The organism is Pararhizobium capsulatum DSM 1112 (assembly GCF_030814475.1).
Taxonomy (GTDB): Bacteria; Pseudomonadota; Alphaproteobacteria; order Rhizobiales; family Rhizobiaceae; genus Pararhizobium; species Pararhizobium capsulatum.
The window spans coordinates 2,385,493-2,404,120 of sequence record NZ_JAUSVF010000001.1; the positions used below are offsets into that span (position 1 = coordinate 2,385,493).

The 18,628-nt window shown below is 58.5% G+C and carries 20 protein-coding genes and 5 tRNA genes; 9 read left to right on the plus strand and 16 right to left on the minus strand.

What is annotated here, in order from left to right:
* Nucleotides 1-4: 4 nt before the first annotated feature.
* Nucleotides 5-1,408, minus strand: a complete 1,404-nt coding sequence (gene sthA / locus QO002_RS11650) for a Si-specific NAD(P)(+) transhydrogenase (protein ID WP_307229784.1) — start codon at nt 1,406-1,408, stop codon at nt 5-7.
* Between the two features lie 190 nt (nt 1,409-1,598).
* On the opposite strand from sthA, the gene QO002_RS11655 reads away from it, so the two are divergent.
* Entirely contained in the window at nt 1,599-2,663 is a 1,065-nt protein-coding gene (locus QO002_RS11655) for a magnesium and cobalt transport protein CorA (protein WP_307229786.1), read from the plus strand.
* A gap of 17 nt (nt 2,664-2,680) precedes the next feature.
* Here QO002_RS11655 and radC read toward each other — a convergent pair whose 3' ends face one another.
* From radC to phaC, 4 genes are read right to left on the minus strand one after another with little or no spacing between them, the layout of a single operon-like run.
* Nucleotides 2,681-3,463 (minus strand): RadC family protein, encoded by a 783-nt coding sequence (radC, locus tag QO002_RS11660; protein ID WP_307229788.1) that lies wholly within the window; start codon nt 3,461-3,463, stop codon nt 2,681-2,683.
* Complete coding sequence (map, locus tag QO002_RS11665; RefSeq protein ID WP_307229790.1) at nt 3,460-4,299, minus strand: type I methionyl aminopeptidase; 840 nt, start codon at nt 4,297-4,299, stop codon at nt 3,460-3,462. Before map ends, radC begins: the two co-directional genes overlap by 4 nt.
* 32 nt (nt 4,300-4,331) lie before the next feature.
* Complete coding sequence (sfsA, locus tag QO002_RS11670; protein ID WP_307229792.1) at nt 4,332-5,054, minus strand: DNA/RNA nuclease SfsA; 723 nt, start codon at nt 5,052-5,054, stop codon at nt 4,332-4,334.
* Between the two features lie 27 nt (nt 5,055-5,081).
* Nucleotides 5,082-7,016 (minus strand): poly(3-hydroxyalkanoate) polymerase subunit PhaC, encoded by a 1,935-nt coding sequence (gene phaC / locus QO002_RS11675; protein ID WP_370878545.1) that lies wholly within the window; start codon nt 7,014-7,016, stop codon nt 5,082-5,084.
* A gap of 47 nt (nt 7,017-7,063) precedes the next feature.
* On the opposite strand from phaC, the gene QO002_RS11680 reads away from it, so the two are divergent.
* From QO002_RS11680 to recJ, 4 genes are all read left to right on the plus strand, one after another.
* Nucleotides 7,064-7,423, plus strand: coding sequence for an SHOCT domain-containing protein (locus tag QO002_RS11680; protein ID WP_307229796.1), 360 nt, complete (start codon nt 7,064-7,066; stop codon nt 7,421-7,423).
* 121 nt (nt 7,424-7,544) lie between these two features.
* The gene (locus tag QO002_RS11685; protein ID WP_307229798.1) at nt 7,545-8,765 is read left to right on the plus strand and encodes an LL-diaminopimelate aminotransferase; all 1,221 of its coding nucleotides are present in this window, start codon (nt 7,545-7,547) and stop codon (nt 8,763-8,765) included.
* A gap of 85 nt (nt 8,766-8,850) precedes the next feature.
* Nucleotides 8,851-10,173, plus strand: coding sequence for a homoserine dehydrogenase (locus QO002_RS11690; protein WP_307229800.1), 1,323 nt, complete (start codon nt 8,851-8,853; stop codon nt 10,171-10,173).
* A 120-nt stretch (nt 10,174-10,293) separates the two neighbouring features.
* Nucleotides 10,294-12,096, plus strand: coding sequence for a single-stranded-DNA-specific exonuclease RecJ (gene recJ / locus QO002_RS11695; protein WP_307229802.1), 1,803 nt, complete (start codon nt 10,294-10,296; stop codon nt 12,094-12,096).
* A gap of 46 nt (nt 12,097-12,142) precedes the next feature.
* On the opposite strand, the gene QO002_RS11700 is transcribed toward recJ, so the two are convergent.
* The 5 genes from QO002_RS11700 to QO002_RS11720 form a co-directional block, all read right to left on the minus strand.
* Nucleotides 12,143-12,217: transfer RNA gene (locus tag QO002_RS11700), tRNA-Glu, on the minus strand.
* A 207-nt stretch (nt 12,218-12,424) separates the two neighbouring features.
* Nucleotides 12,425-12,499, minus strand: a tRNA-Glu gene (locus QO002_RS11705).
* 200 nt (nt 12,500-12,699) lie between these two features.
* Nucleotides 12,700-12,774: transfer RNA gene (locus tag QO002_RS11710), tRNA-Glu, on the minus strand.
* Nucleotides 12,775-12,907: 133 nt separating this feature from the next.
* The gene (locus QO002_RS11715) at nt 12,908-14,158 is read right to left on the minus strand and encodes a D-Ala-D-Ala carboxypeptidase family metallohydrolase (RefSeq protein WP_307229804.1); all 1,251 of its coding nucleotides are present in this window, start codon (nt 14,156-14,158) and stop codon (nt 12,908-12,910) included.
* Between the two features lie 144 nt (nt 14,159-14,302).
* Nucleotides 14,303-14,743, minus strand: a complete 441-nt coding sequence (locus tag QO002_RS11720) for a VOC family protein (RefSeq protein WP_307229807.1) — start codon at nt 14,741-14,743, stop codon at nt 14,303-14,305.
* Nucleotides 14,744-14,935: 192 nt separating this feature from the next.
* Here QO002_RS11720 and QO002_RS11725 point away from each other — a divergent pair, with 192 nt between their 5' ends.
* The gene (locus QO002_RS11725; RefSeq protein WP_307229810.1) at nt 14,936-15,514 is read left to right on the plus strand and encodes a cold-shock protein; all 579 of its coding nucleotides are present in this window, start codon (nt 14,936-14,938) and stop codon (nt 15,512-15,514) included.
* On the plus strand, nt 15,514-15,990 hold the full coding sequence (locus QO002_RS11730; RefSeq protein ID WP_307229812.1) for a DUF192 domain-containing protein: 477 nt from the start codon (nt 15,514-15,516) through the stop codon (nt 15,988-15,990). The genes QO002_RS11725 and QO002_RS11730 overlap by 1 nt, the downstream gene beginning before the upstream one ends.
* 7 nt (nt 15,991-15,997) lie before the next feature.
* Here the strand turns inward: QO002_RS11730 and QO002_RS11735 are convergent, their stop codons facing one another.
* From QO002_RS11735 to QO002_RS11745, 3 genes are all read right to left on the minus strand, one after another.
* Nucleotides 15,998-16,336, minus strand: coding sequence for a YnfA family protein (locus tag QO002_RS11735; protein ID WP_307229814.1), 339 nt, complete (start codon nt 16,334-16,336; stop codon nt 15,998-16,000).
* Between the two features lie 108 nt (nt 16,337-16,444).
* A tRNA-Arg gene (locus QO002_RS11740) sits at nt 16,445-16,521 on the minus strand.
* A gap of 41 nt (nt 16,522-16,562) precedes the next feature.
* On the minus strand, nt 16,563-16,868 hold the full coding sequence (locus QO002_RS11745; protein ID WP_307229818.1) for an ETC complex I subunit: 306 nt from the start codon (nt 16,866-16,868) through the stop codon (nt 16,563-16,565).
* Between the two features lie 274 nt (nt 16,869-17,142).
* Here QO002_RS11745 and QO002_RS11750 point away from each other — a divergent pair, with 274 nt between their 5' ends.
* Both QO002_RS11750 and QO002_RS11755 read left to right on the plus strand, forming a co-directional pair.
* Nucleotides 17,143-17,391, plus strand: a complete 249-nt coding sequence (locus tag QO002_RS11750) for a hypothetical protein (RefSeq protein WP_307229821.1) — start codon at nt 17,143-17,145, stop codon at nt 17,389-17,391.
* Between the two features lie 36 nt (nt 17,392-17,427).
* Nucleotides 17,428-17,733 (plus strand): hypothetical protein, encoded by a 306-nt coding sequence (locus tag QO002_RS11755; RefSeq protein WP_307229823.1) that lies wholly within the window; start codon nt 17,428-17,430, stop codon nt 17,731-17,733.
* A gap of 9 nt (nt 17,734-17,742) precedes the next feature.
* On the opposite strand, the gene QO002_RS11760 is transcribed toward QO002_RS11755, so the two are convergent.
* From QO002_RS11760 to QO002_RS11770, 3 genes are all read right to left on the minus strand, one after another.
* Nucleotides 17,743-17,877: a hypothetical protein gene (locus tag QO002_RS11760; protein WP_307229825.1), complete on the minus strand. Its 135-nt coding sequence runs from the start codon at nt 17,875-17,877 to the stop codon at nt 17,743-17,745.
* 238 nt (nt 17,878-18,115) lie between these two features.
* A tRNA-Pro gene (locus tag QO002_RS11765) sits at nt 18,116-18,192 on the minus strand.
* A 131-nt stretch (nt 18,193-18,323) separates the two neighbouring features.
* Nucleotides 18,324-18,485, minus strand: a complete 162-nt coding sequence (locus QO002_RS11770; protein WP_307229827.1) for a hypothetical protein — start codon at nt 18,483-18,485, stop codon at nt 18,324-18,326.
* Nucleotides 18,486-18,628 lie beyond the last annotated feature (143 nt).

The following is an 18,628-nucleotide window of genomic DNA, read 5'->3' on the forward strand; positions in this document are numbered from 1 at the left end:
TCGATTATTTGCTGACCGGTTCGCCCATCCGGTTCCAGGCGTCGAGGCCGGCAATCTTGTAGGCCTCTGCAAGCGTCGGGTAGTTGAAGGTATTCTCGACGAAATATTCGACCGTGCCCTTCAGGTTAAGCACGGCCTGGCCGATGTGAACGAGTTCGGTTGCGCCTTCGCCGACGATGTGGACGCCGAGCAGGCGACGGGTCTTCAGTGAGAAGATCAACTTCAAGAGACCCGAATCGAGACCCATGATGTGACCACGCGAGGTTTCGCGGAAGCGGGCGATGCCGCATTCATAGGCAATACCGCGTTCCTTGACCTCTTCTTCCGTCAGGCCGCAGGTGGAGATCTCAGGAACGGCGTAGATTCCGTAGGGGAAGAACTTCGGCGGTTCCTTGGCAATGGCGCCGACGGCGACACGGGCCGCGACGCGGCCCTGTTCCATGGAGGTTGATGCAAGGCTCGGGAAACCGACGACGTCGCCGGCCGCGTAGATGTTCGGCACCGAGGTCTGGAAGGTTTCCGGATTGACCTTGAGGCGTCCGCGATTGTCGGCCTCAAGCCCGGCGGCTTCCAGGTTGAGCGTATCGGTTGCGCCCATGCGGCCAGCGGCAAACAAAACCATTTCGCAATGGATGATGCGGCCGCTATCGAGCTTGATCTCGCATTTGCCGTCAGGCGTGCGTTCGACCTTCTCGGCTTTCTGGCCGAGGTGAAGCTTCATGTTGCGATCGCGAAGCTGGTAGGTGAAGTCCTCGACAATTTCCTTGTCGATGAAGTCGAGCATCGTCGCCTTCGGGTCGATCAGGGTGATCTGCGTATCGAGCGCGGAAAAGATCGTCGCATATTCGATGCCGATGACGCCGGCGCCGATCACGGCCATCGAGCGCGGCAGGTCCTCGATTTCGAGAAGTTCATCGCTGTCGATGACGGTTTTTCCATCGAAGGGAATGTAGTCCGGACGGAACGGCTTGGTGCCGACGGCAAGCAGGATGCTGGTGCCCTGAACCTGAATGACCTCGCCATCATCTTTCACGACCTGCATCGTCGTCGGATTGACGAAGCTCGCCTTGCCGCGGATGTGCTGGACCCGGTTGCGCGCGAACTGATGTTCAAGGACCTCGACTTCATGGTCGAGCGTGATGAGCAGGCGCCGCCGCAGATCTTCCGCTGATATCTCCTGTTTGACGCGATAGGCGCGGCCGTAGAAGCCACGTTCACGCCAGCCGGAAAGGTTGAGAGCCGTTTCGCGTAGCGTCTTAGAGGGGATGGTACCGGTGTGAACGGAAACGCCGCCGACGCGTTTACCCTGCTCGATGACGAGGACCTTCTTGCCGAGTTTCGCGGCCTGGATAGCGGCGCGACGGCCGGCAGGTCCGCTGCCGACAACGACGAGATCGTATTGGTTCATGAGACGTGTCCGATAATGAAAGGAATCGTTGTGCGCTGCGGTAGGCAGATCATTGTCCTATATCGTCAATCTTACAATTTAATAAAGCCTTATGTGTCGTCCTTAAGGTTATGGATGCCGGTTTCCGACAATATGGGATATGCTGGAAGGAATGCGCTGAAACTGAGCGGCGCTTGCATGGGAGACTCTGATGGTCCGGCACGAAGGCAAGGAAAGCTTCGCCGTTGACAACAAGGCTGGCAAGAACGGCGCAGACAGCAATCGGCTGCACGCCCCCGAGGCACGGCCTGGTGTGATTGCTGCGGCGGTTTATCAGAACGGCAAGCGTATTTGCGATATTCCGATCGGTGATGCCCATCACTGGCGCCAGAAGGAAAACACCGTCATCTGGATCGGTCTGCATGAGCCCGACAGTGTCCTTCTTGCAGAGGTCCAGAGCGAATTCGATCTGCATCCGCTGGCGATCGAGGACGCCAGTCACGCGCATCAGCGGCCGAAACTTGAAATCTATGGGGATGCGATGTTCGTCGTGGCGCGCACAGCGCACATGATGGATGGCGAAATCATCTTCGGAGAAACGCATCTCTTCGTTGGCCGGGGTTATATGGTCTCCGTCCGCCACGGCCCATCGACGTCCTACAATCTCGTGCGCCAACGCTGCGAGGCATCGCCCGCTGCGCTCGCCCACGGCGAGAACTACATTCTCTATTCGATCCTGGATTTTATCGTCGACAACTACATGCCGGTGGTCGAAGGGATCCATGAGGAAGTAGAAGAACTGGAAGAAAGAGTTCTGCGCGACATGCTGGACAAGAAGGACATCGAGCGGCTTTACCTGCTGCGCCGAAGCCTTCTGCGTCTGCGCAATGCCATCGTGCCGCTCGTCGATGTCTGCCGACGCCATGAACATCTGGAACTGCCGGGCATGGACGCAACCTTGCACACGCTTTTCCGGGATGTGACCGACCACGTGCGACGCGTCCAGGAGGATATCGATACGCTGCGCGAGGTGCTGGCCTTCACTTTCGAGGCCAGCTTGATGATCGGTCAGTCGGAGCAGACGGAAATCACCCGAAAGCTTGCGTCCTGGGCGGCGATCCTGGCGGTGCCAACGGCAATCGCCGGCATCTACGGCATGAATTTCGTCGATATGCCGGAACTGCATATGCGATACGGCTACTTCGCTGTCCTCGCCACGATTTTCATCGTCTGCGGCGGACTATATCGCTTCTTTAAAAAGGCAAGATGGCTATAACCCCTCATTGGAGAGGCCTAGATAAGCCGCAATCCCTTCAGGCTGGCATGCCCGTCACGGCCGATGATGATGTGATCATGGACCGTAATGCCCAGCGGCTTTGCCGTGTCGATGATGGTCTTGGTCATGTCGATATCCGCCCGCGATGGTGTCGGGTCGCCGGACGGATGATTGTGGACGAGGATAAGGGCGGTGGCGGATAGTTCCAGCGCGCGCTTTACAACCTCGCGCGGATAAACCGGCGTGTGATCGACGGTACCAGTTTGTTGTACTTCGTCGACGATCAGGGCGTTGCGCTTGTCGAGGAAGAGAATGCGAAACTGTTCGCGGGTCTCATGCGCCATGGCGGCGTGGCAATACTCGATCACGGATGACCATGACGCGAGAACCTGCTTCCCGCGCAATTCGCTTTTGAGTGTCCGGTGTGCGATCGCGGCGATCAACTTCAGGTCGAGCGCAACGGCTTCACCGATGCCTTTAACCTCCTGCAGCAGGGCAGGTTGCGCGCCAAACACGCCGGAGAGGGTACCGAAGCGATCGAGAAGCGCCTTTACGATCGGCTTCGTATCCCGCCGTGGGATCAGACGAAACAACAGCAGTTCAAGAATTTCATAGTCGGCCAGCGATCCATCGCCGCCATCCCGAAACCGGTTGCGCAGCCTCTCCCGATGACCGTGGTAGTGAGCCAAGTCCGATGAGCCTGCGAGACCGGAGCCTTGGCCCTGCTGCTCGCTGAAGAATCCCGCCTGCTCCGGCGGTTGCCAATTGCTTTGGCCCGGCGGAACGGGAGTTTTCTTCATGCTGCGCTCAAAGGGGGAAGGCCTGGACGGTCGAGACCACTTGGAGAGAGGGTAAAAATCTCGCAGCCAGTGGCGGTGACGCCCACGCAGTGCTCGTATTGAGCCGAAAGCGAACGATCGCGGGTGACGGCCGTCCAGCCGTCAGCCAGCACCTTCACATGCGGGCGGCCAAGATTGATCATCGGCTCGATGGTGAAGATCATGCCCTCGCGCATTTCCGGGCCTTCATTGGCTCGGCCATAATGCAGGATATTCGGCGCGTCGTGGAAAAGCCGGCCGACGCCATGGCCGCAGAAGTCGCGCACGACCGAGCACCGCTCGGTTTCCGCATAGGTCTGGATTGCTTCTCCTATGGCGCCCGTGCGTGCGCCGGGCTTTACCGCCGCAATCCCAAGCATCAGGCATTCGTAGGTGACTTCGAGCAAGCGCTCGGCTGCGCGTTTGATCTCGCCCACCGGATACATGCGGCTGGAATCGCCATGCCATCCATTGATGATATAGGTCACGTCGATATTGACCACATCACCGTCGCGTAGCGGCTTGTCGTTGGGAATGCCGTGGCAGACGACGTGATTGATCGAGGTACAGGAGGACTTGGTATAGCCGCGATAGTTCAAGGTCGCGGGCAGGGCGCCGTGATCCATCCCGAAATCGAAGACGAAACGGTCGATCTCGTCGGTCGTGACGCCCGGCTGAACGCGGCTTGCCAGTTCATCGAGACAAAGCGCGGTCAACTGACAGGCGCGCTTGATGCCGGCGAAATCTTCAGGCGTGTAGAGGCGGATGACGCCGGTGTTTTTATAAGGCGCAGATTCGGCCTCGATGTAGGTGACCATGCTCTAAAGCTTTCAGTTGTCTTTGCCTGATGTCATAAACCGGCCGGGCCTGTTTCGTCCATGGCGATCAAGCTATCCGCAACGATTTGCGTCGCCGAAACGCGACAACGCAGTGCGAAAGCCTCGACGCCACGTGCCTGTGCTCTCTTGAACGCCCGCGCATAGTTCGGGTCGAGATCGTCGCAGATGCGCAGGCGGTCGCAATCGGCGCGCTGCACGAGGTAGATCATCACACCGCGATGACCCTCTGCCACCATGTCGCCCAGTTCTTCCAGATGTTTCGCTCCTCGAGCGGTGGGGCTGTCGGGAAATTCAGCCAAGCCAGGCGTGCGGCTGAAATGCACGTTCTTGACCTCGACATAACAGCGCCGTCCATCGGCGGGATCCGACAACAGGAAGTCGATCCGCGAATTCTTGCCGTATCGCTGTTCCCGCTGCAGCACCGGATAGTCTGCGAGATTGCCGACCAGCCCGGCCCGGACCGCCTCTTCGGCAAGCTTGTTGGGAAGGCCGGTATTGATACCGATTGCCACGCCATCGACCTCCACCAGTTCCAGCATATGCTGATATTTGCGGGTAGGACTGGCATGCTCCGAAAGCCATATGCGCGAACCCGGCGTCGTCAGGCCGCGCATCGAGCCGGTGTTCGGGCAGAAACCGGTGATCGTTCGCCCATCTTCGAGAAGGGCATCGAACAGAAAACGCTTGTAGCGTTGGATGAGCGTGGCCGGAACGAGCGGGCTTTCGAAATTCATGCCTTGGAAATCCGGCCGACCGCTGCTTCAGGCACGAACGCGCACATAGGAGCCGGGAGCATCCTCAATGGAATTCAGAGAACCACCAGTGTGCCGTGCCGGTACTCGGGTCTTATCCAGGTTCTCGATCCAGTTATGCCAGTGCGGCCACCAGGAGCCGGGCGTTTCTTCGGCGGACTTCACCCAGTCCTCGAATTCACCGGTTGGCTTGCCACCCGTCCAGAACTGGTATTTTCCCTTGGCGGGGGGATTGACGACGCCGGCGATGTGGCCGGAGCCCGACATGACATAGGTCACGTCGCCCCCAAAGAAGCCGCTGCCTACAAAGACCGACTTTGCCGGAGCAATGTGGTCTTCCTTGGCTGCGAGATTGTAGATCGGGATTTTGACGTCACCGAGGGACAGGCGTTTTCCGGCCACGACCATCTCACCCTGCGTAAGCTTGTTCTCCAGATAGCAATTGCGCAGGTAAAAGGAATGGTTGGCCGCCGGCATGCGGGTGGAATCGGAGTTCCAGTAGAGCAGGTCGAAGGGCGGCGGTTCCTGGCCTTTCAGGTAGTTGTTGACGAAGTACGGCCAGATCAGATCGGAGGCGCGCAGCATGTTGAAAGCCGTCGCCATTTTCGAACCATCGAGGTAGCCCGTTTCCTTCATGCGCTGTTCAAGCAGTGCAATCTGGTCGGCATCGACGAAGACCTTGAGGTCGCCGGCATGGGTAAAATCGACCTGGGTTGTGAACAACGTCGCCGATCGAATGCGGGTATCGCCTTCCTGCGCATGCAAGGCCAGCGTAGCAGCGAGCAAAGTGCCGCCGACGCAGTAACCGATCGCGTTTACTTCATCCTCACCCGTCGCCTTATTGATCGTATCGAGCGCGAAACCGACGCCTTCCTGCGCATAGGCTTCCCAATCCTTATTCGCATGACGCGCGTCAGGGTTGACCCAGGAAATCACGAAGACGGTATGTCCCTGTTCTACCGCCCAGCGGATGAAGGATTTTTCCGGGTTGAGGTCGAGCACGTAGAACTTGTTGATCCAAGGCGGGCAGATAAGGAGAGGGCGCTTGAGTACCGTCGCGGTCGATCCATCATATTGCAGCACCTGGCAAACGTCGTTCTGGGCAACGACTTTGCCGGGGCTCATGGCGATGTTTTCGCCGATGGCAAACTTGCTGGAATCTGTCTGGCGCAGCTTCAGATCGCCGTCACCGGCGATAATGTCCTCGGCCAGCATCTTCATGCCTTTGACCAGATTGGCGCCGCTGGAGGCGACGGTTTCCCGGTAGAGCTGCGGATTGGTCGTGACGAAATTGGCGGGCGACAAGGCACTCGATATCTGGCGCACGTAGAAGGCGGCCTTGTGCCGCGTATGGGCGTCAAGCCCCTCGGCATTGCTGACCATCCGGTCGGCCCAGTCCGATGTCACGAGATAGGCCTGCCGAAGGAAATCGAAGAATGGATTGGCAACCCAATCCGCATCGCTGAATCGTTTATCCGGGCGGACAGGTTCCTCAGCGGTTGCTGTCGGATCGCCCGTCATCTTCTGCAAGGTGCGGGTCCAGATCGAGAAGAAGCTACCCATCAACTGGGTTTGCGCCTCAAAGGTGCGTTTGGGGTCCGAGAGCCAGTATTCGGAGACTTTCGACAGGGTTTTCACCATATCGACAACGGGGTCAGCGATGAAATCTGTTTTGACACCTCTTTCACGGGGAGCGAGCCAAGCCGAGGCTGCCTGGCCCAGTTGCTCGACCGTCCGGGCCATGTTCATCGCAAGGGCTTCGGGATCCTTGACGATGTAGGGCTCGACCGATTTCGGGTCGAAACCCGCAAATCCCTCGCTCTTTCCATCGGCTTGGCCTGCGTTGCCCTTGCCTTCTGCCACCCGGATTCCTCCACAGATGTTTGTTTGTTTTGTCTTTTTACATTCTGCCTTAAAATGATTACAAGTGCCAGCGCGAGGCATGTTCTTCACAGCAGATGCCGCGAAAGACCGAACCGGACGGGGACGACATGAGACATTCGCTCAAGGTGGCGACACGACTTTGTACGCTGACGGCTTGCGCCGTTTCCATGGCTCTTGTTGCCGGTTGCTCCTCCACTACGCTCGACGATCGCTCGTCCACCTATACGACGACGATGGCCCGCCCGGTCGCGGCGGATGTCTATCCCGTTATTGAGGGCAAACGGCCCGCTGCTGCAGTACAGATGAGCAATGATGAGGCCGCGTCGCTCTCCGCACGGCTCACCTCCCTTTCCCACGCGCGCAGCTCCGGCCAGATTTCGGAAGCCGAATACCAGCGTCGGCTGAAGGAATTGCAGGCGCTTGCCGCCAACCACGGCAGCGACACCCTGAAAGAGATACAGAATTAGCACTTGCGTTTCGACGAGTTTGGACGCAAAGCCTTTGTGGCCGCGTGGGCCGATTGCACCGCGCGCGTTTCCTTGCACCCTTGATTCGCTGCTCGTGGGACGCGCAAGACGAGGTTTAGAGATGGAAGAGTTTCACAAAGTCCGGCGTCTGCCGCCTTACGTTTTCGAACAGGTCAACCGTTTGAAAGCAAGCGCGCGAGCGGGTGGCGCTGACATCATCGACCTCGGCATGGGCAATCCTGATCTTCCGACGCCCACAGCCATCGTCGACAAGCTCTGCGAAGTGGTTCGCGATCCGCGCACCCATCGCTATTCATCGTCCAAGGGCATTCCCGGCCTTCGCCGCGCCCAGGCCGCCTATTACGCCCGCCGTTTCGGTGTGAAGCTCAATCCTGACACCCAGGTCGTCGCAACCCTGGGCTCGAAGGAAGGCTTCGCCAATATGGCGCAGGCGATCACGGCGCCGGGCGATGTCGTGCTTTGCCCGAACCCCACCTATCCAATCCATGCCTTCGGCTTCCTGATGACCGGCGGCGTCATCCGTTCGATCTCGGTCGAGCCGGACGATACCTTCTTCCCGCCGCTCGAGCGGGCGATCCGCCACTCGATCCCCAAGCCGATCGCGCTGATTATCAACTACCCGTCGAACCCGACGGCGCATGTTGCGACGCTCGATTTCTACAAGGAAGTCGTGGCCTTCGCGAAGAAGCACGACATCGTCATCCTCTCGGATCTGGCCTATTCGGAAATCTACTTCGACGACAACAATCCTCCTCCTTCGGTTCTCGAAGTGCCGGGCGCGATAGACAACACCGTCGAGTTCACGTCGATGTCGAAGACCTTCTCCATGCCCGGCTGGCGCATGGGCTTTGCCGTCGGCAACGAGCGGCTGATCTCCGCTTTGACGCGGGTGAAGTCTTACCTTGATTACGGTGCCTTCACACCGATCCAGGTGGCGGCGACCCATGCGCTGAATGGCGATGGTTCGGACATCGCGGAAGTGCGCAGCATCTATCGCCGCCGCCGCGACGTTCTGGTCGAGAGCTTCGGCAAAGCGGGCTGGGATGTTCCGCCACCGGCTGCCACGATGTTCGCGTGGGCAAAGATTCCGGAGAAGTTCCGTCATCTCGGCTCGTTGGAGTTTTCCAAGCTGCTGGTGGAGAAGGCCGATATCGCTGTTGCTCCGGGTGTTGGCTTTGGTGAACTGGGCGACGATTATATCCGCATCGCGCTCGTCGAGAACGAACACCGGATTCGCCAGGCGGCGCGCAACCTGAAGAAATTCCTTTCGACGGCGGATGATACGCTTCACAACGTCATCTCGCTCAACGCCCGTCGCTAAGCATCAGCGACAGTACAACTCAACTGTCTCAGTCTCAATGCCCCGTCAGCCGACGGGGGCGCTTTCGATATGTTAGGAAATTACAATGGCAGATGCCCTTAAAATCGGCATTGCGGGCTTGGGTACCGTCGGTGCCTCGCTCGTGCGTATTCTCCAGGAACGTTACGATTCACTCGCCACGACCTGCGGACGCGCCATTGAGATTACCGCCGTTACCGCCCGCGATCGCACACGCAACCGCGGCGTGGATATTTCTGATTTCGCCTGGTTCGATGACGCGGCAAAGCTTGCCGCCGAAGCGGATGTCGACGTTTTCGTCGAGCTGATGGGGGGTTCAGGCGACCCGGCCTATTCTGCGGTCAAGGTAGCGCTTGCGCGTGGCGTGCATGTCGTGACAGCCAACAAGGCGCTTCTGGCCGCGCATGGCGTTGAACTCGCCGAAATCGCCGAATCGCATGGCGCTCTGCTGAACTACGAAGCGGCCGTTGCAGGCGGCATCCCGATCATCAAGGCACTGCGCGAATCGCTAACCGGCAACACGGTTTCCCGCGTCTACGGGATCATGAACGGTACCTGCAACTACATCCTGACCAAAATGGAGAAGGAAGGCCTGTCCTTCGAGGCTTGCCTCAAGGAGGCCCAGCGTCTCGGTTATGCCGAAGCCGATCCGGCCTTCGACATCGAAGGCAACGATACCGCCCACAAGCTGTCGATCCTCACGAGCCTCGCCTTCGGAACGACGATTGCCGCCGATGATATCTATCTCGAAGGCATTACCAATATCTCGATCGACGACATCCATGCGGCGGCAGACCTTGGTTACCGCATCAAGCTGCTCGGCGTTGCCCAGCGTACCGACAGCGGTATCGAACAGCGCGTGCACCCAACCATGGTGCCGCTCGATTCGGTTATTGCTCAAGTGGATGGCGTGACGAACGCTGTTGCAATCGAATCCGACATCCTCGGCGAGTTGCTGATGGTCGGCCCCGGTGCCGGCGGCAATGCGACGGCATCTGCAGTGCTTGGTGATATCGCAGACATCGCCAAGAGCCGCCCCGGCGCCCAGCATGTTCCGGCCTTCGGTCGCCCGGTCACAGCACTTCTGCCCTACACACGCGCCCAGATGCAGAGTCATGAAGGCGGCTACTTCATCCGCCTCAAGGTTGTCGATCGCGCGGGTGTTTTCGCGAGCATAGCAACGCGCATGGCGGAGAACCGGATATCGCTTGAATCGATCGTCCAGCACTCCAAGCATCCTGTCGAAGCCGACGAACCGCAGACCATCATTCTCGTCACCCACGCGACGATGGAGGATTCCGTACGCAAGGCCGTAGCCTCGATCAAGGGCGAGGGCTATCTGGTCGGCGAACCGCAGGTTATCCGCATCGAGCGCCCCAAGGCTGCTTGATCACGTCTGATACAATCAACACGGCCCCGTCCGGCTTCAGCCAGGCGGGGCCGCTTTCGTTTCCGGTTTGTCGATGACGCGCAAACACGCTACGAACAGGCCGGTTTCAAGGATAACGACATGAACGAACTGCCAGATCCGGTCCAGCGTGCGTTTCTCGGTGTGGAAGTGTCGGCCAGCGGCCAGCGCTGGATATCCCGGCTCGATCAGGCCGGCCAGAATCGCGCGCTTGCCATCAGCCAAGTTCACGGTTTATCCGATCTCCTGTCGCGTGTGCTCGCAGGCCGCGGCGTCACACAGGAAAACGCTGTTGCATTTCTCGATCCGACTATCCGCTCGTTGATGCCGGATCCGGACACGCTGACTGACTGCGCCAAAGCCAGCGACCGATTAAAGCAAGCGATCGAGCGCCGCGAGGCCGTGGCTATCTTCGGCGACTACGACGTCGATGGCGCGTCCTCCTCGGCGCTGCTCTATCGCTTCCTCCATCATTTCGGCATCGATGCAACAATCTACATTCCCGACCGGATTTTCGAGGGATACGGCCCCAACCCCGCAGCCATCAACCAGCTCATCGATAATGGTGCGACGCTGATCGTGACCGTGGATTGCGGCTCCGTCAGCCACGAATCGCTTGCCGTCGCTCGGGATAGAGGCATCGACGTCGTCGTGATCGACCACCACCAGGTCGGTACAGACCTGCCTCCGTGCCATGCACTCGTCAATCCGAATCGGGAGGATGATCTTTCTGGACAGGGGCATCTTTGTGCCGCAGGTGTCGTCTTCATGGTGGTCGTCAACACGCTGCGACGGCTCCGCCAAAGCGGCGACCGCCGCGTCGCGGATTTAGATCCCTTGGCCTTGCTCGACCTCGTGGCGCTTGCGACGATCTGCGACGTCGTTCCGCTGAAGGGCTTGAACCGCGCCTATGTCGTCAAGGGGTTGATCGCAGCGCGGCACATGAACAATCCCGGCCTGTCGGCTCTGTTGCGCAAGGCGGCCATTGGCGGGCCGGTGACGGCCTATCATTTCGGTTTTCTGGTCGGGCCGCGGATCAATGCCGGCGGGCGCATCGGTGATGCGGCGCTCGGCAGCCGTCTCCTGACCTTGGAAGATGGCGCAAAGGCGGACGAGATTGCAACGCAGCTCGATATCCTCAACCGCGAGCGGCAGGCAATTGAGGTCGCGATGCTTGCGGAGGCCGAGGCCGAGGCGCTTGCCGAATATGGAACGGGTGAGGGGGCGTCTGTCATCGTGACGGCGCGCGAAAACTGGCATCCCGGCGTCGTCGGCCTGCTGGCGTCGCGCCTGAAGGATCGTTTCCGTCGCCCCGCATTTGCCATCGCATTCGATCCAAACGGCAAGGGAACGGGCTCCGGGCGATCGATCACGGGCTTCGACCTCGGCCGCATGGTGCGCGGCGCAGTGGACGCCGGGATACTGGTCAAGGGTGGTGGCCATGCGATGGCGGCGGGTTTAACTGTCGAGCGGTCAAATTTGGGCCGGCTTCGAAGTTTCTTCGAGGAGAAGGCCGAAGCACCCGTTGGTGAGCTCGTCTCATCGGAAACGCTGAAGATCGATGGCGCGCTCGGCGCATCCGGAGCGACGTTAGCACTGGTGGACCAACTCGAGCAGGCCGGTCCCTATGGTGCAGGCCATCCGCAACCAGTCTTCGCGCTCCCGGCACACAGGGTAAAGGATGTCCGGCCCGTCGGTGTCAACCACATAAAGGTCACGCTTGAGGGGCAGGACGGTTCGCGAATGGAGGCGATAGCCTTTCGCGCGCACGAGACACCGCTTGGTGATCTGCTGCTCTCGTCGCGAGGCGAAGCCCTGCACGTCGCGGGGTGCATTTCCGCTGACCATTGGCAGGGGACACGCCGGATCCAGCTGCGCATCCTCGACGCCGCAAGGGCGCTCTGACGCGCGATGCACGCGTTTTGCGGGATGCTTCGGCTAAGCGGAGAGATGGTACGCCCTAGGGGAGTCGAACCCCTCTTCCCAGAATGAAAATCTGGTGTCCTAACCGATAGACGAAGGGCGCACACGGTGGCTGCCTTATAGGCAGGTAACTCCAAAGTCGCAAGCGCCAATCTCTGGATTTTCAATGGTTTTTGCGTCTTTCGTAATCGAATTCGGCCAGCAGCCGAACTCCACGTAACCGCCGTCCATTTGACGACAGACTGCATGCGGATTACCGAACAAGGGTGGACCGCAACTTCATATTTCTTCGAGTAGGAAGGTCACAGGATGGTACGCCCTAGGGGAGTCGAACCCCTCTTCCCAGAATGAAAATCTGGTGTCCTAACCGATAGACGAAGGGCGCACGCGCTGTGTGGGCGTCTTATAGTCAGGAGGTTCCAAAGCCGCAAGCGCCAATCTTCGGATTTTCATGCTTTTCTAAAGATAATTTGACCCGCCGACAGTGCATGCAAGTCGTTGGGGGAGATCATACAAAAACCGGGTACACGACAAAATCCGGCTCTCGAAAAGCTACTTGAAATCATGTTTGGGGAAGTCACAGGATGGTACGCCCTAGGGGAGTCGAACCCCTCTTCCCAGAATGAAAATCTGGTGTCCTAACCGATAGACGAAGGGCGCACGCGCTGTGTGGGCGTCTTATAGTCAGGCGATCCGATAACCGCAAGCCGCAATTTTCATTTTTCTGTAAAAAAGTGGCTGGCTGGAGACAGCGCTGTGAAAACCTGAAAAACGATGTGAAAACATTGCTTTGTCAGGTCTTGGCTTGGCAGCCCCAGTTCCAGTCACGCGGCCGGCCGACGTCGACGTGGACAGATTGTGTGTGACAGTACGTGCCGACACCGCCGCGACCGGGGAGGGTGCGCAGATAGGAGGCAAGCTCCCATTTGGTGATGCCGGGCACCTGGATATCAGCGGCTTCGCAGGTAATGTGACGTGATCGCGGCGCGCCACCCACGGCGACATTATGCGCGACGTCCCGATGGCCCGAGGTTACGAGCACCTTCTGTCCGTAGCGTTTTTCGACCGACTTGAGGATGCCCATCAACTCCGGTTTGAAGCAGCCGGTCTCGACCTTTTCGGTCTGCAACCACAGACCGTTCGGCGCGAGGCGAGCAAGTCCGGGCAGCGAAGCCATCTCGATGGCAGGGCTCTCGTCGTCGTGACTCGGATCGTTATCGTCAACGGTCGCGAACATGGAAATCGCGCGGCTGCTCGGCCACGCCGTATAACCGAGTGCGGCCACCTGGTCGTGGGGCAGTTCCGTTTGTGCTGCGCCAGCACGCGCCTTTCGTTTTGCTCCGAAAAGCCCGCCGAGTGAAAGAGCTTCGGCAACGTCTGCCGGGGCTTCCCTACCGGTACCTCCTGTTTTCGGTTGAGCAACATGCTGAACCGTGGCGACCTCATTTTCCGCCGATGTGGTTGGGATAGGGGAGGCCGCGCTCACCTCGTCTTCGCCGGCGGTCTTGGATTGGCTCGATTCGCCGTCCTTGCCAGGAATGGGGCCGGCTTTCCCCGGCACGATAACCTTTTTGGCCGCACCATCATCGACGGAATCTGGCACGGGTTCCTGCGGCATCTGCCCGGTATTGAACAGGCTGTTGGAGGCGGGCGTCGCCCCTCCGGGCGTCTGTTGCTGCATCGGTACCAGTGCGCGGGCGGGCTGGGTGGAAAAAATGCTGTTGGAGGTTGCCTTGAGGCTCGTGCTTTGCAGGACGATCGGACCTGGTTGTCCATCGTTCCCCTGCATCATCGCGGTTTGCGTGGGATAGCCGGCTTCCTGCTGGGCGGCGCCGACTGCTGCAACCTGCTGGTCCTGAGGACCTGCGGCGGCTTGTGTTTCAGTGGTGCCGTCCGATGCAGTCGCAATATCCGCTTGCGCCACGTCTTCCAGCAGGGAATCCAGGCCTGCCTTGGAGGGCGTTGTCGTCGACGTGCAAGCGCTTACCATCAGCAGCGATGCAGCAAATGCCACGCCGCTACCAAGATGGCGCAGGCCTTTCATGGACCCATGAACTTGAAACACCGTCTGATCCCCGCTCTAAGCTGGAGTGTCTGCTGCCGGTTGCTGGATGACCGGCTGGCGAGCAGCAGGGCGCATCAGGCCGAACGATAGAGCGAGGTATCGCCCGGCCGGATTGTGCGGGGCTTACCAGACGCCGGTGTTACCCATGGAAAGCCATGGCTCCTGCGGCGCAAGGCTTTCGCCCTTCTGCAGGATTTCGATGGAAATACCGTCCGGCGAACGCACGAATGCCATGTGACCGTCGCGCGGCGGACGGTTGATTGTGACGCTGTTGTCCATCAGGCTCTGGCAGATGGCGTAGATATCATCGACTTCATAAGCGAGGTGACCAAAGTTCCGGCCACCGGTATAGTCTTCGGTGTCCCAGTTGTAAGTGAGTTCCAGGCAGGGTGAGAGAGCCGACTTTGCTTGGTCGAGATCGCCGGGTGCTGCAAGGAATACCAGAGTGAAACGGCCCTTTTCGTTCTCGTACCGCTTGATCTCGGTCAGCCCGAAGAGATCGCAATAAAAGTGAAGAGCGGCGTCCAGATCTTTGACGCGAACCATGGTGTGCAGATAACGCATTGTTATATCCTTGTTTTGGCGAAGGTGGCTATATTTAGCGGACGGCCAGCCAGAGGCAAGCCTCGGCAACTATGGTGAATCGAAGGCAAAATTCACCGAAACCCTTGCGCAGATGCGCCTGGTGGATGTTATCTTGCTTCAAGAATCAGTTAACCGTATTGATGTGACGCGTAATCGAGGGGCTGGCAGGGAATGGCGGACAGAATATCAGCTAAGGGCGTTACGCCGGGCGATGATTTTGGCAGCGATGCGCTCGACCTGATCGAGATTACCGGTGTTATCAAGTGGTTTGATGTCGCCAAAGGCTTCGGCTTCATCATTCCCGATAACGGTATGCAGGATGTTCTGGTTCATGTCACCTGTCTGCGCCGGGATGGATATCAGACTGTTCTCGAGGGCGCCCGGGTCGTAGCGCTCATCCAGAAGCGCGATCGCGGATATCAGGCCTTCCGTATTCTTTCGATGGATCAATCCACCGCCGTCCACCCCTCGCAGATGCCACCGGTGAAAACCCATGTTCAGGTTACCCCGACGAGTGGCCTTGAGCGTGTTCTCGTCAAGTGGTTCAACCGCACCAAGGGCTTCGGCTTCCTGACCCGCGGCGATGGCACCGAAGATATCTTCATTCACATGGAAACGCTGCGGCGCTTCGGTCTTACGGAGTTGCGTCCGGGCCAGACCGTGCTCGTGCGCTTCGGCGATGGCGACAAGGGACTGATGGCTGCCGAAATCCATCCGGATGTTCCGATGCCGACAGGGCGTTCGCACTGATGCGGCCGTTTGCCAAAATTGCAGCAAGCGCCCTCGCGGCGCTTTTTTTGTATCTCGCGGCGATGGCCGTGCTTGCTGCCGATGTCACCTTTGATGTTGCACCACTCACCATTGTCACCGCCGATGGCCACAAGCACGATTTCACCGTGGAGCTTGCCGTTGACAGTGATCAGCGAGCGCTAGGCCTGATGAACCGGCGCGAGATGGCTGATAATCATGGCATGCTGTTTGATTTTGGCCAGACGCGGCAGGTGATGATGTGGATGAAGAACACCTATCTTCCACTCGACATGCTGTTCCTCCGTCAGGACGGCAAGATCGCGACGGTCCGCGAAAATGCCGTGCCACTGTCCGAAACGATCATCGATTCCCGGGAGCCGGTCGCCTTCGTCGTTGAATTGAATGCGGGAACGGTGAAAAGGCTTGGCCTGGCGGAGGGCGACACGGTCGTTTCAGATCGTATCAAAGGGCAATAAGGTTCTCTCAGCCTGCTCGCGGTGCGAAAAGAATGATTGCGGATGCGACCAGCGCCAGCGCCGAACCGGAAAGATCCCAGCGATCAGGCTGTTGTCCCTCGACAAGCCAAAGCCATAACAACGACGCAACAATGTAGATGCCGCCATAGGCAGCATAGGCCCTGCCGGCGGCTGAGCTTGGAACCAGCGTCAGAAGATAGGCAAACGCGATCAGCGACAGCATGCCGGGTGCCAGCCACAAAACCGATCTCCCCAACTTCAGCCACGCCCAGAATGCGAAGCAGCCTGCGATCTCGCACAAAGCCGCGGCTGCGAAGATTGTACCGGTGGAAGCAAAAACGGGCATTCGACCTCGCGAGATTAGTGGCATGCGGCACAGCAACGTTTCGCGCCGCATCACATTCGCCGCGCGTCGAACGTAAACTATCGATCTCACGTACAGATAACGGGAAAATGGCGACCCCTGCTGGATTCGAACCAGCGACAACCTGCTTAGAAGGCAGGTGCTCTATCCAACTGAGCTAAGGGGCCTTGCGACAAGGTCTTTCCACCTCGCCGGAATGTCGATGACCTCAGTGGGTCCAGGGCTGCATGCGGCTGTAACGGAAGTTATCGCTGTAGGATACGTTCTTGCGGGTCGGTTCTTTCGGGGCGATGACGCGGTATTCTATGCCATTGCGTTCCGCATAGGCAACGGCCAGTTCTGCCGATTCAAAGGTCAGCTTGACCTGTTGGCGGGTGTCGCGCGAGCTCGTATAGCCCATCATCGGATCGATAGTCCGCGGTGTTTCCTGATCGAATTCGAGCACCCACAAATGCGTCTTTGCCTGGCCCGACTGCATGGCGGTTTTTGCCGGTCGATAGATTTTGGCGGACATATCTCGAACTCTTTCCAGCTTCCTTCTGTCGCCGGATCGCTGATCCGGTCGCTGATCAAGCCATAACGCAGAACAGGTTAAAACGGAATGGCTTTCATGGCGCCAAAACGCGGATTTTCTTACAAACCTGGCTGGTTGCACCGCGATGACGTGTGTTTCCCCGCGGGAGCAGGCTGCGTTCGGCGACAATGGCCTGTGGGTAGATAAGAACGATCCAGAATTGGCGCTTTTCTGTGCCGCGTTTTTTTGCTCAAACAACCCCGTCGGGGGAGATATGAAAATTTTTGGTTTCAGATTCGGCAAGCTCTTCTGGTGCGGGGCGGTGGTTGTTTCCGTTGCCTATGGGCTTGCTATCCATCATCTGCTGACAGCCGGTGGCATCTACGGTCGGGAAACCGGCTACCCGCTTTCCTTCTCCTTCATTGCTGTTATGGCGGCCCTTTCTTCCGCAGGCGCTTGGGTTTCCGCCAGCGGCGTGCGCCGCTCGCGCGTTTATGCCGTCGGTCCAACCACGCAGAATTGATTTGAAAACAAAGGCAAGGGCTGCTTAGTTGCCGGCATGAAGATATTGATTTTCGCTGTTGGCCTGCTGCTGCCCTCGACGAGCTTTGCCGCCGATGCGCTGAACATAAATGCGCGTGATCATGATTGCGCCGCGATCGGCAAAATTATCCGCGACAACAAAAAGGTATTTGTCCGCACCGGCTTTGGCGGTCGCAGCTTCCGTTATCCGCCTGCTCGTTGCAACCTCGGAGATATGTATACGACCGTTACCGTTCGCGATGCGAAAGGACAGCAGTGCGTGCTCAAATATGCCTGCATCAACGATCCGTCTTCGTTCTACAATTTCAGTTTCGATCGTTAGTTTTTCGCCTCAGCTTCGATCCGTGACGGCAGGCAATCCTAATCCGCTCATCGAAACGGGCCGGTAATAGGAATTGTAAAGCAGAAGCAGCGCCGCGGCGCAGAACATGCAGATCATCGCAAACAGGATATTTCTCGCGGTCATGGGGCAGAAGTCCTCGCTTGAATGCGCGCGGCAATGCCGCTTGTCACGAAGAGAACAATCGTTGAGGAGGAATGTTCCTCAACTGTGCGCTTGATTGCAGCGAGGGAATGCCATGCGGTGGCTGCCAGGAGCGTCGGTTATGGCTGGGCAAGGGTGAGCGGACGCTTCAATTCACCGCCCTTCGGGCCGTCTGCAGCGTTTCAGGGGAACTTTAAGATACAAACCAATTCAATGATGATGGTCGGAGTGGAGAGATTCGAACTCCCGACCCTCTGGTCCCAAACCAGATGCGCTACCAGACTGCGCTACACTCCGTATCTTTCGATGGCGGGGAGATACACGCTTCGCCGGGGTGCTGCAACCTATAAAGCGATTGCCCATCACAAAATTGCGCATCATTGAGACATGTGACACTTTGGACGGTGAAAAATCAGATTTTCTCCGCGTTAGAGGACGAAGAGACCGATGATGGCTGCGACGGGGACGGGGACGCCGACGACCCAGATCAGAAGTTCGCGAATCATGAATTGCCGGTAGTCTGAGGCCGCGGTGTCGTTTTGCGTCAGCGGCTTTATGGATTCTTTTCCAACTGTGTGCACACTCTGCATGCCGGCCTCCAGATGTCCGTTCTGACCAGGGTTTCCTGGCCGCGGAAGGTCGATCCGTTAGAGCATGCCAATGTCGGACTGCATGTGACAGGCATGCAAACTTATCAGGAGCCTGTGCACAACGCGTGACGGGCTCGGCGAGT

Coding starts and splice junctions, on each gene's coding strand:
- map (WP_307229790.1), bottom strand. CDS start 4,299: ATGGTCACCTACATCGAGGCCGAATCTGCGCCTTATAAAAACACCGGC.
- sfsA (WP_307229792.1), bottom strand. CDS start 5,054: ATGAATTTCGAAAGCCCGCTCGTTCCGGCCACGCTCATCCAACGCTAC.
- QO002_RS11735 (WP_307229814.1), bottom strand. CDS start 16,336: ATGCCCGTTTTTGCTTCCACCGGTACAATCTTCGCAGCCGCGGCTTTG.
- QO002_RS11720 (WP_307229807.1), bottom strand. CDS start 14,743: ATGCGTTATCTGCACACCATGGTTCGCGTCAAAGATCTGGACGCCGCT.
- QO002_RS11770 (WP_307229827.1), bottom strand. CDS start 18,485: ATGCAGAGTGTGCACACAGTTGGAAAAGAATCCATAAAGCCGCTGACG.
- QO002_RS11750 (WP_307229821.1), top strand. CDS start 17,143: ATGAAAATTTTTGGTTTCAGATTCGGCAAGCTCTTCTGGTGCGGGGCG.
- QO002_RS11760 (WP_307229825.1), bottom strand. CDS start 17,877: ATGACCGCGAGAAATATCCTGTTTGCGATGATCTGCATGTTCTGCGCC.
- QO002_RS11725 (WP_307229810.1), top strand. CDS start 14,936: ATGGCGGACAGAATATCAGCTAAGGGCGTTACGCCGGGCGATGATTTT.
- recJ (WP_307229802.1), top strand. CDS start 10,294: ATGAACGAACTGCCAGATCCGGTCCAGCGTGCGTTTCTCGGTGTGGAA.
- QO002_RS11730 (WP_307229812.1), top strand. CDS start 15,514: ATGCGGCCGTTTGCCAAAATTGCAGCAAGCGCCCTCGCGGCGCTTTTT.
- phaC (WP_370878545.1), bottom strand. CDS start 7,016: ATGCCTCGCGCTGGCACTTGTAATCATTTTAAGGCAGAATGTAAAAAG.
- QO002_RS11715 (WP_307229804.1), bottom strand. CDS start 14,158: ATGAAAGGCCTGCGCCATCTTGGTAGCGGCGTGGCATTTGCTGCATCG.
- QO002_RS11690 (WP_307229800.1), top strand. CDS start 8,851: ATGGCAGATGCCCTTAAAATCGGCATTGCGGGCTTGGGTACCGTCGGT.
- sthA (WP_307229784.1), bottom strand. CDS start 1,408: ATGAACCAATACGATCTCGTCGTTGTCGGCAGCGGACCTGCCGGCCGT.
- QO002_RS11655 (WP_307229786.1), top strand. CDS start 1,599: ATGGTCCGGCACGAAGGCAAGGAAAGCTTCGCCGTTGACAACAAGGCT.
- radC (WP_307229788.1), bottom strand. CDS start 3,463: ATGAAGAAAACTCCCGTTCCGCCGGGCCAAAGCAATTGGCAACCGCCG.
- QO002_RS11680 (WP_307229796.1), top strand. CDS start 7,064: ATGAGACATTCGCTCAAGGTGGCGACACGACTTTGTACGCTGACGGCT.
- QO002_RS11685 (WP_307229798.1), top strand. CDS start 7,545: ATGGAAGAGTTTCACAAAGTCCGGCGTCTGCCGCCTTACGTTTTCGAA.
- QO002_RS11745 (WP_307229818.1), bottom strand. CDS start 16,868: ATGTCCGCCAAAATCTATCGACCGGCAAAAACCGCCATGCAGTCGGGC.
- QO002_RS11755 (WP_307229823.1), top strand. CDS start 17,428: ATGAAGATATTGATTTTCGCTGTTGGCCTGCTGCTGCCCTCGACGAGC.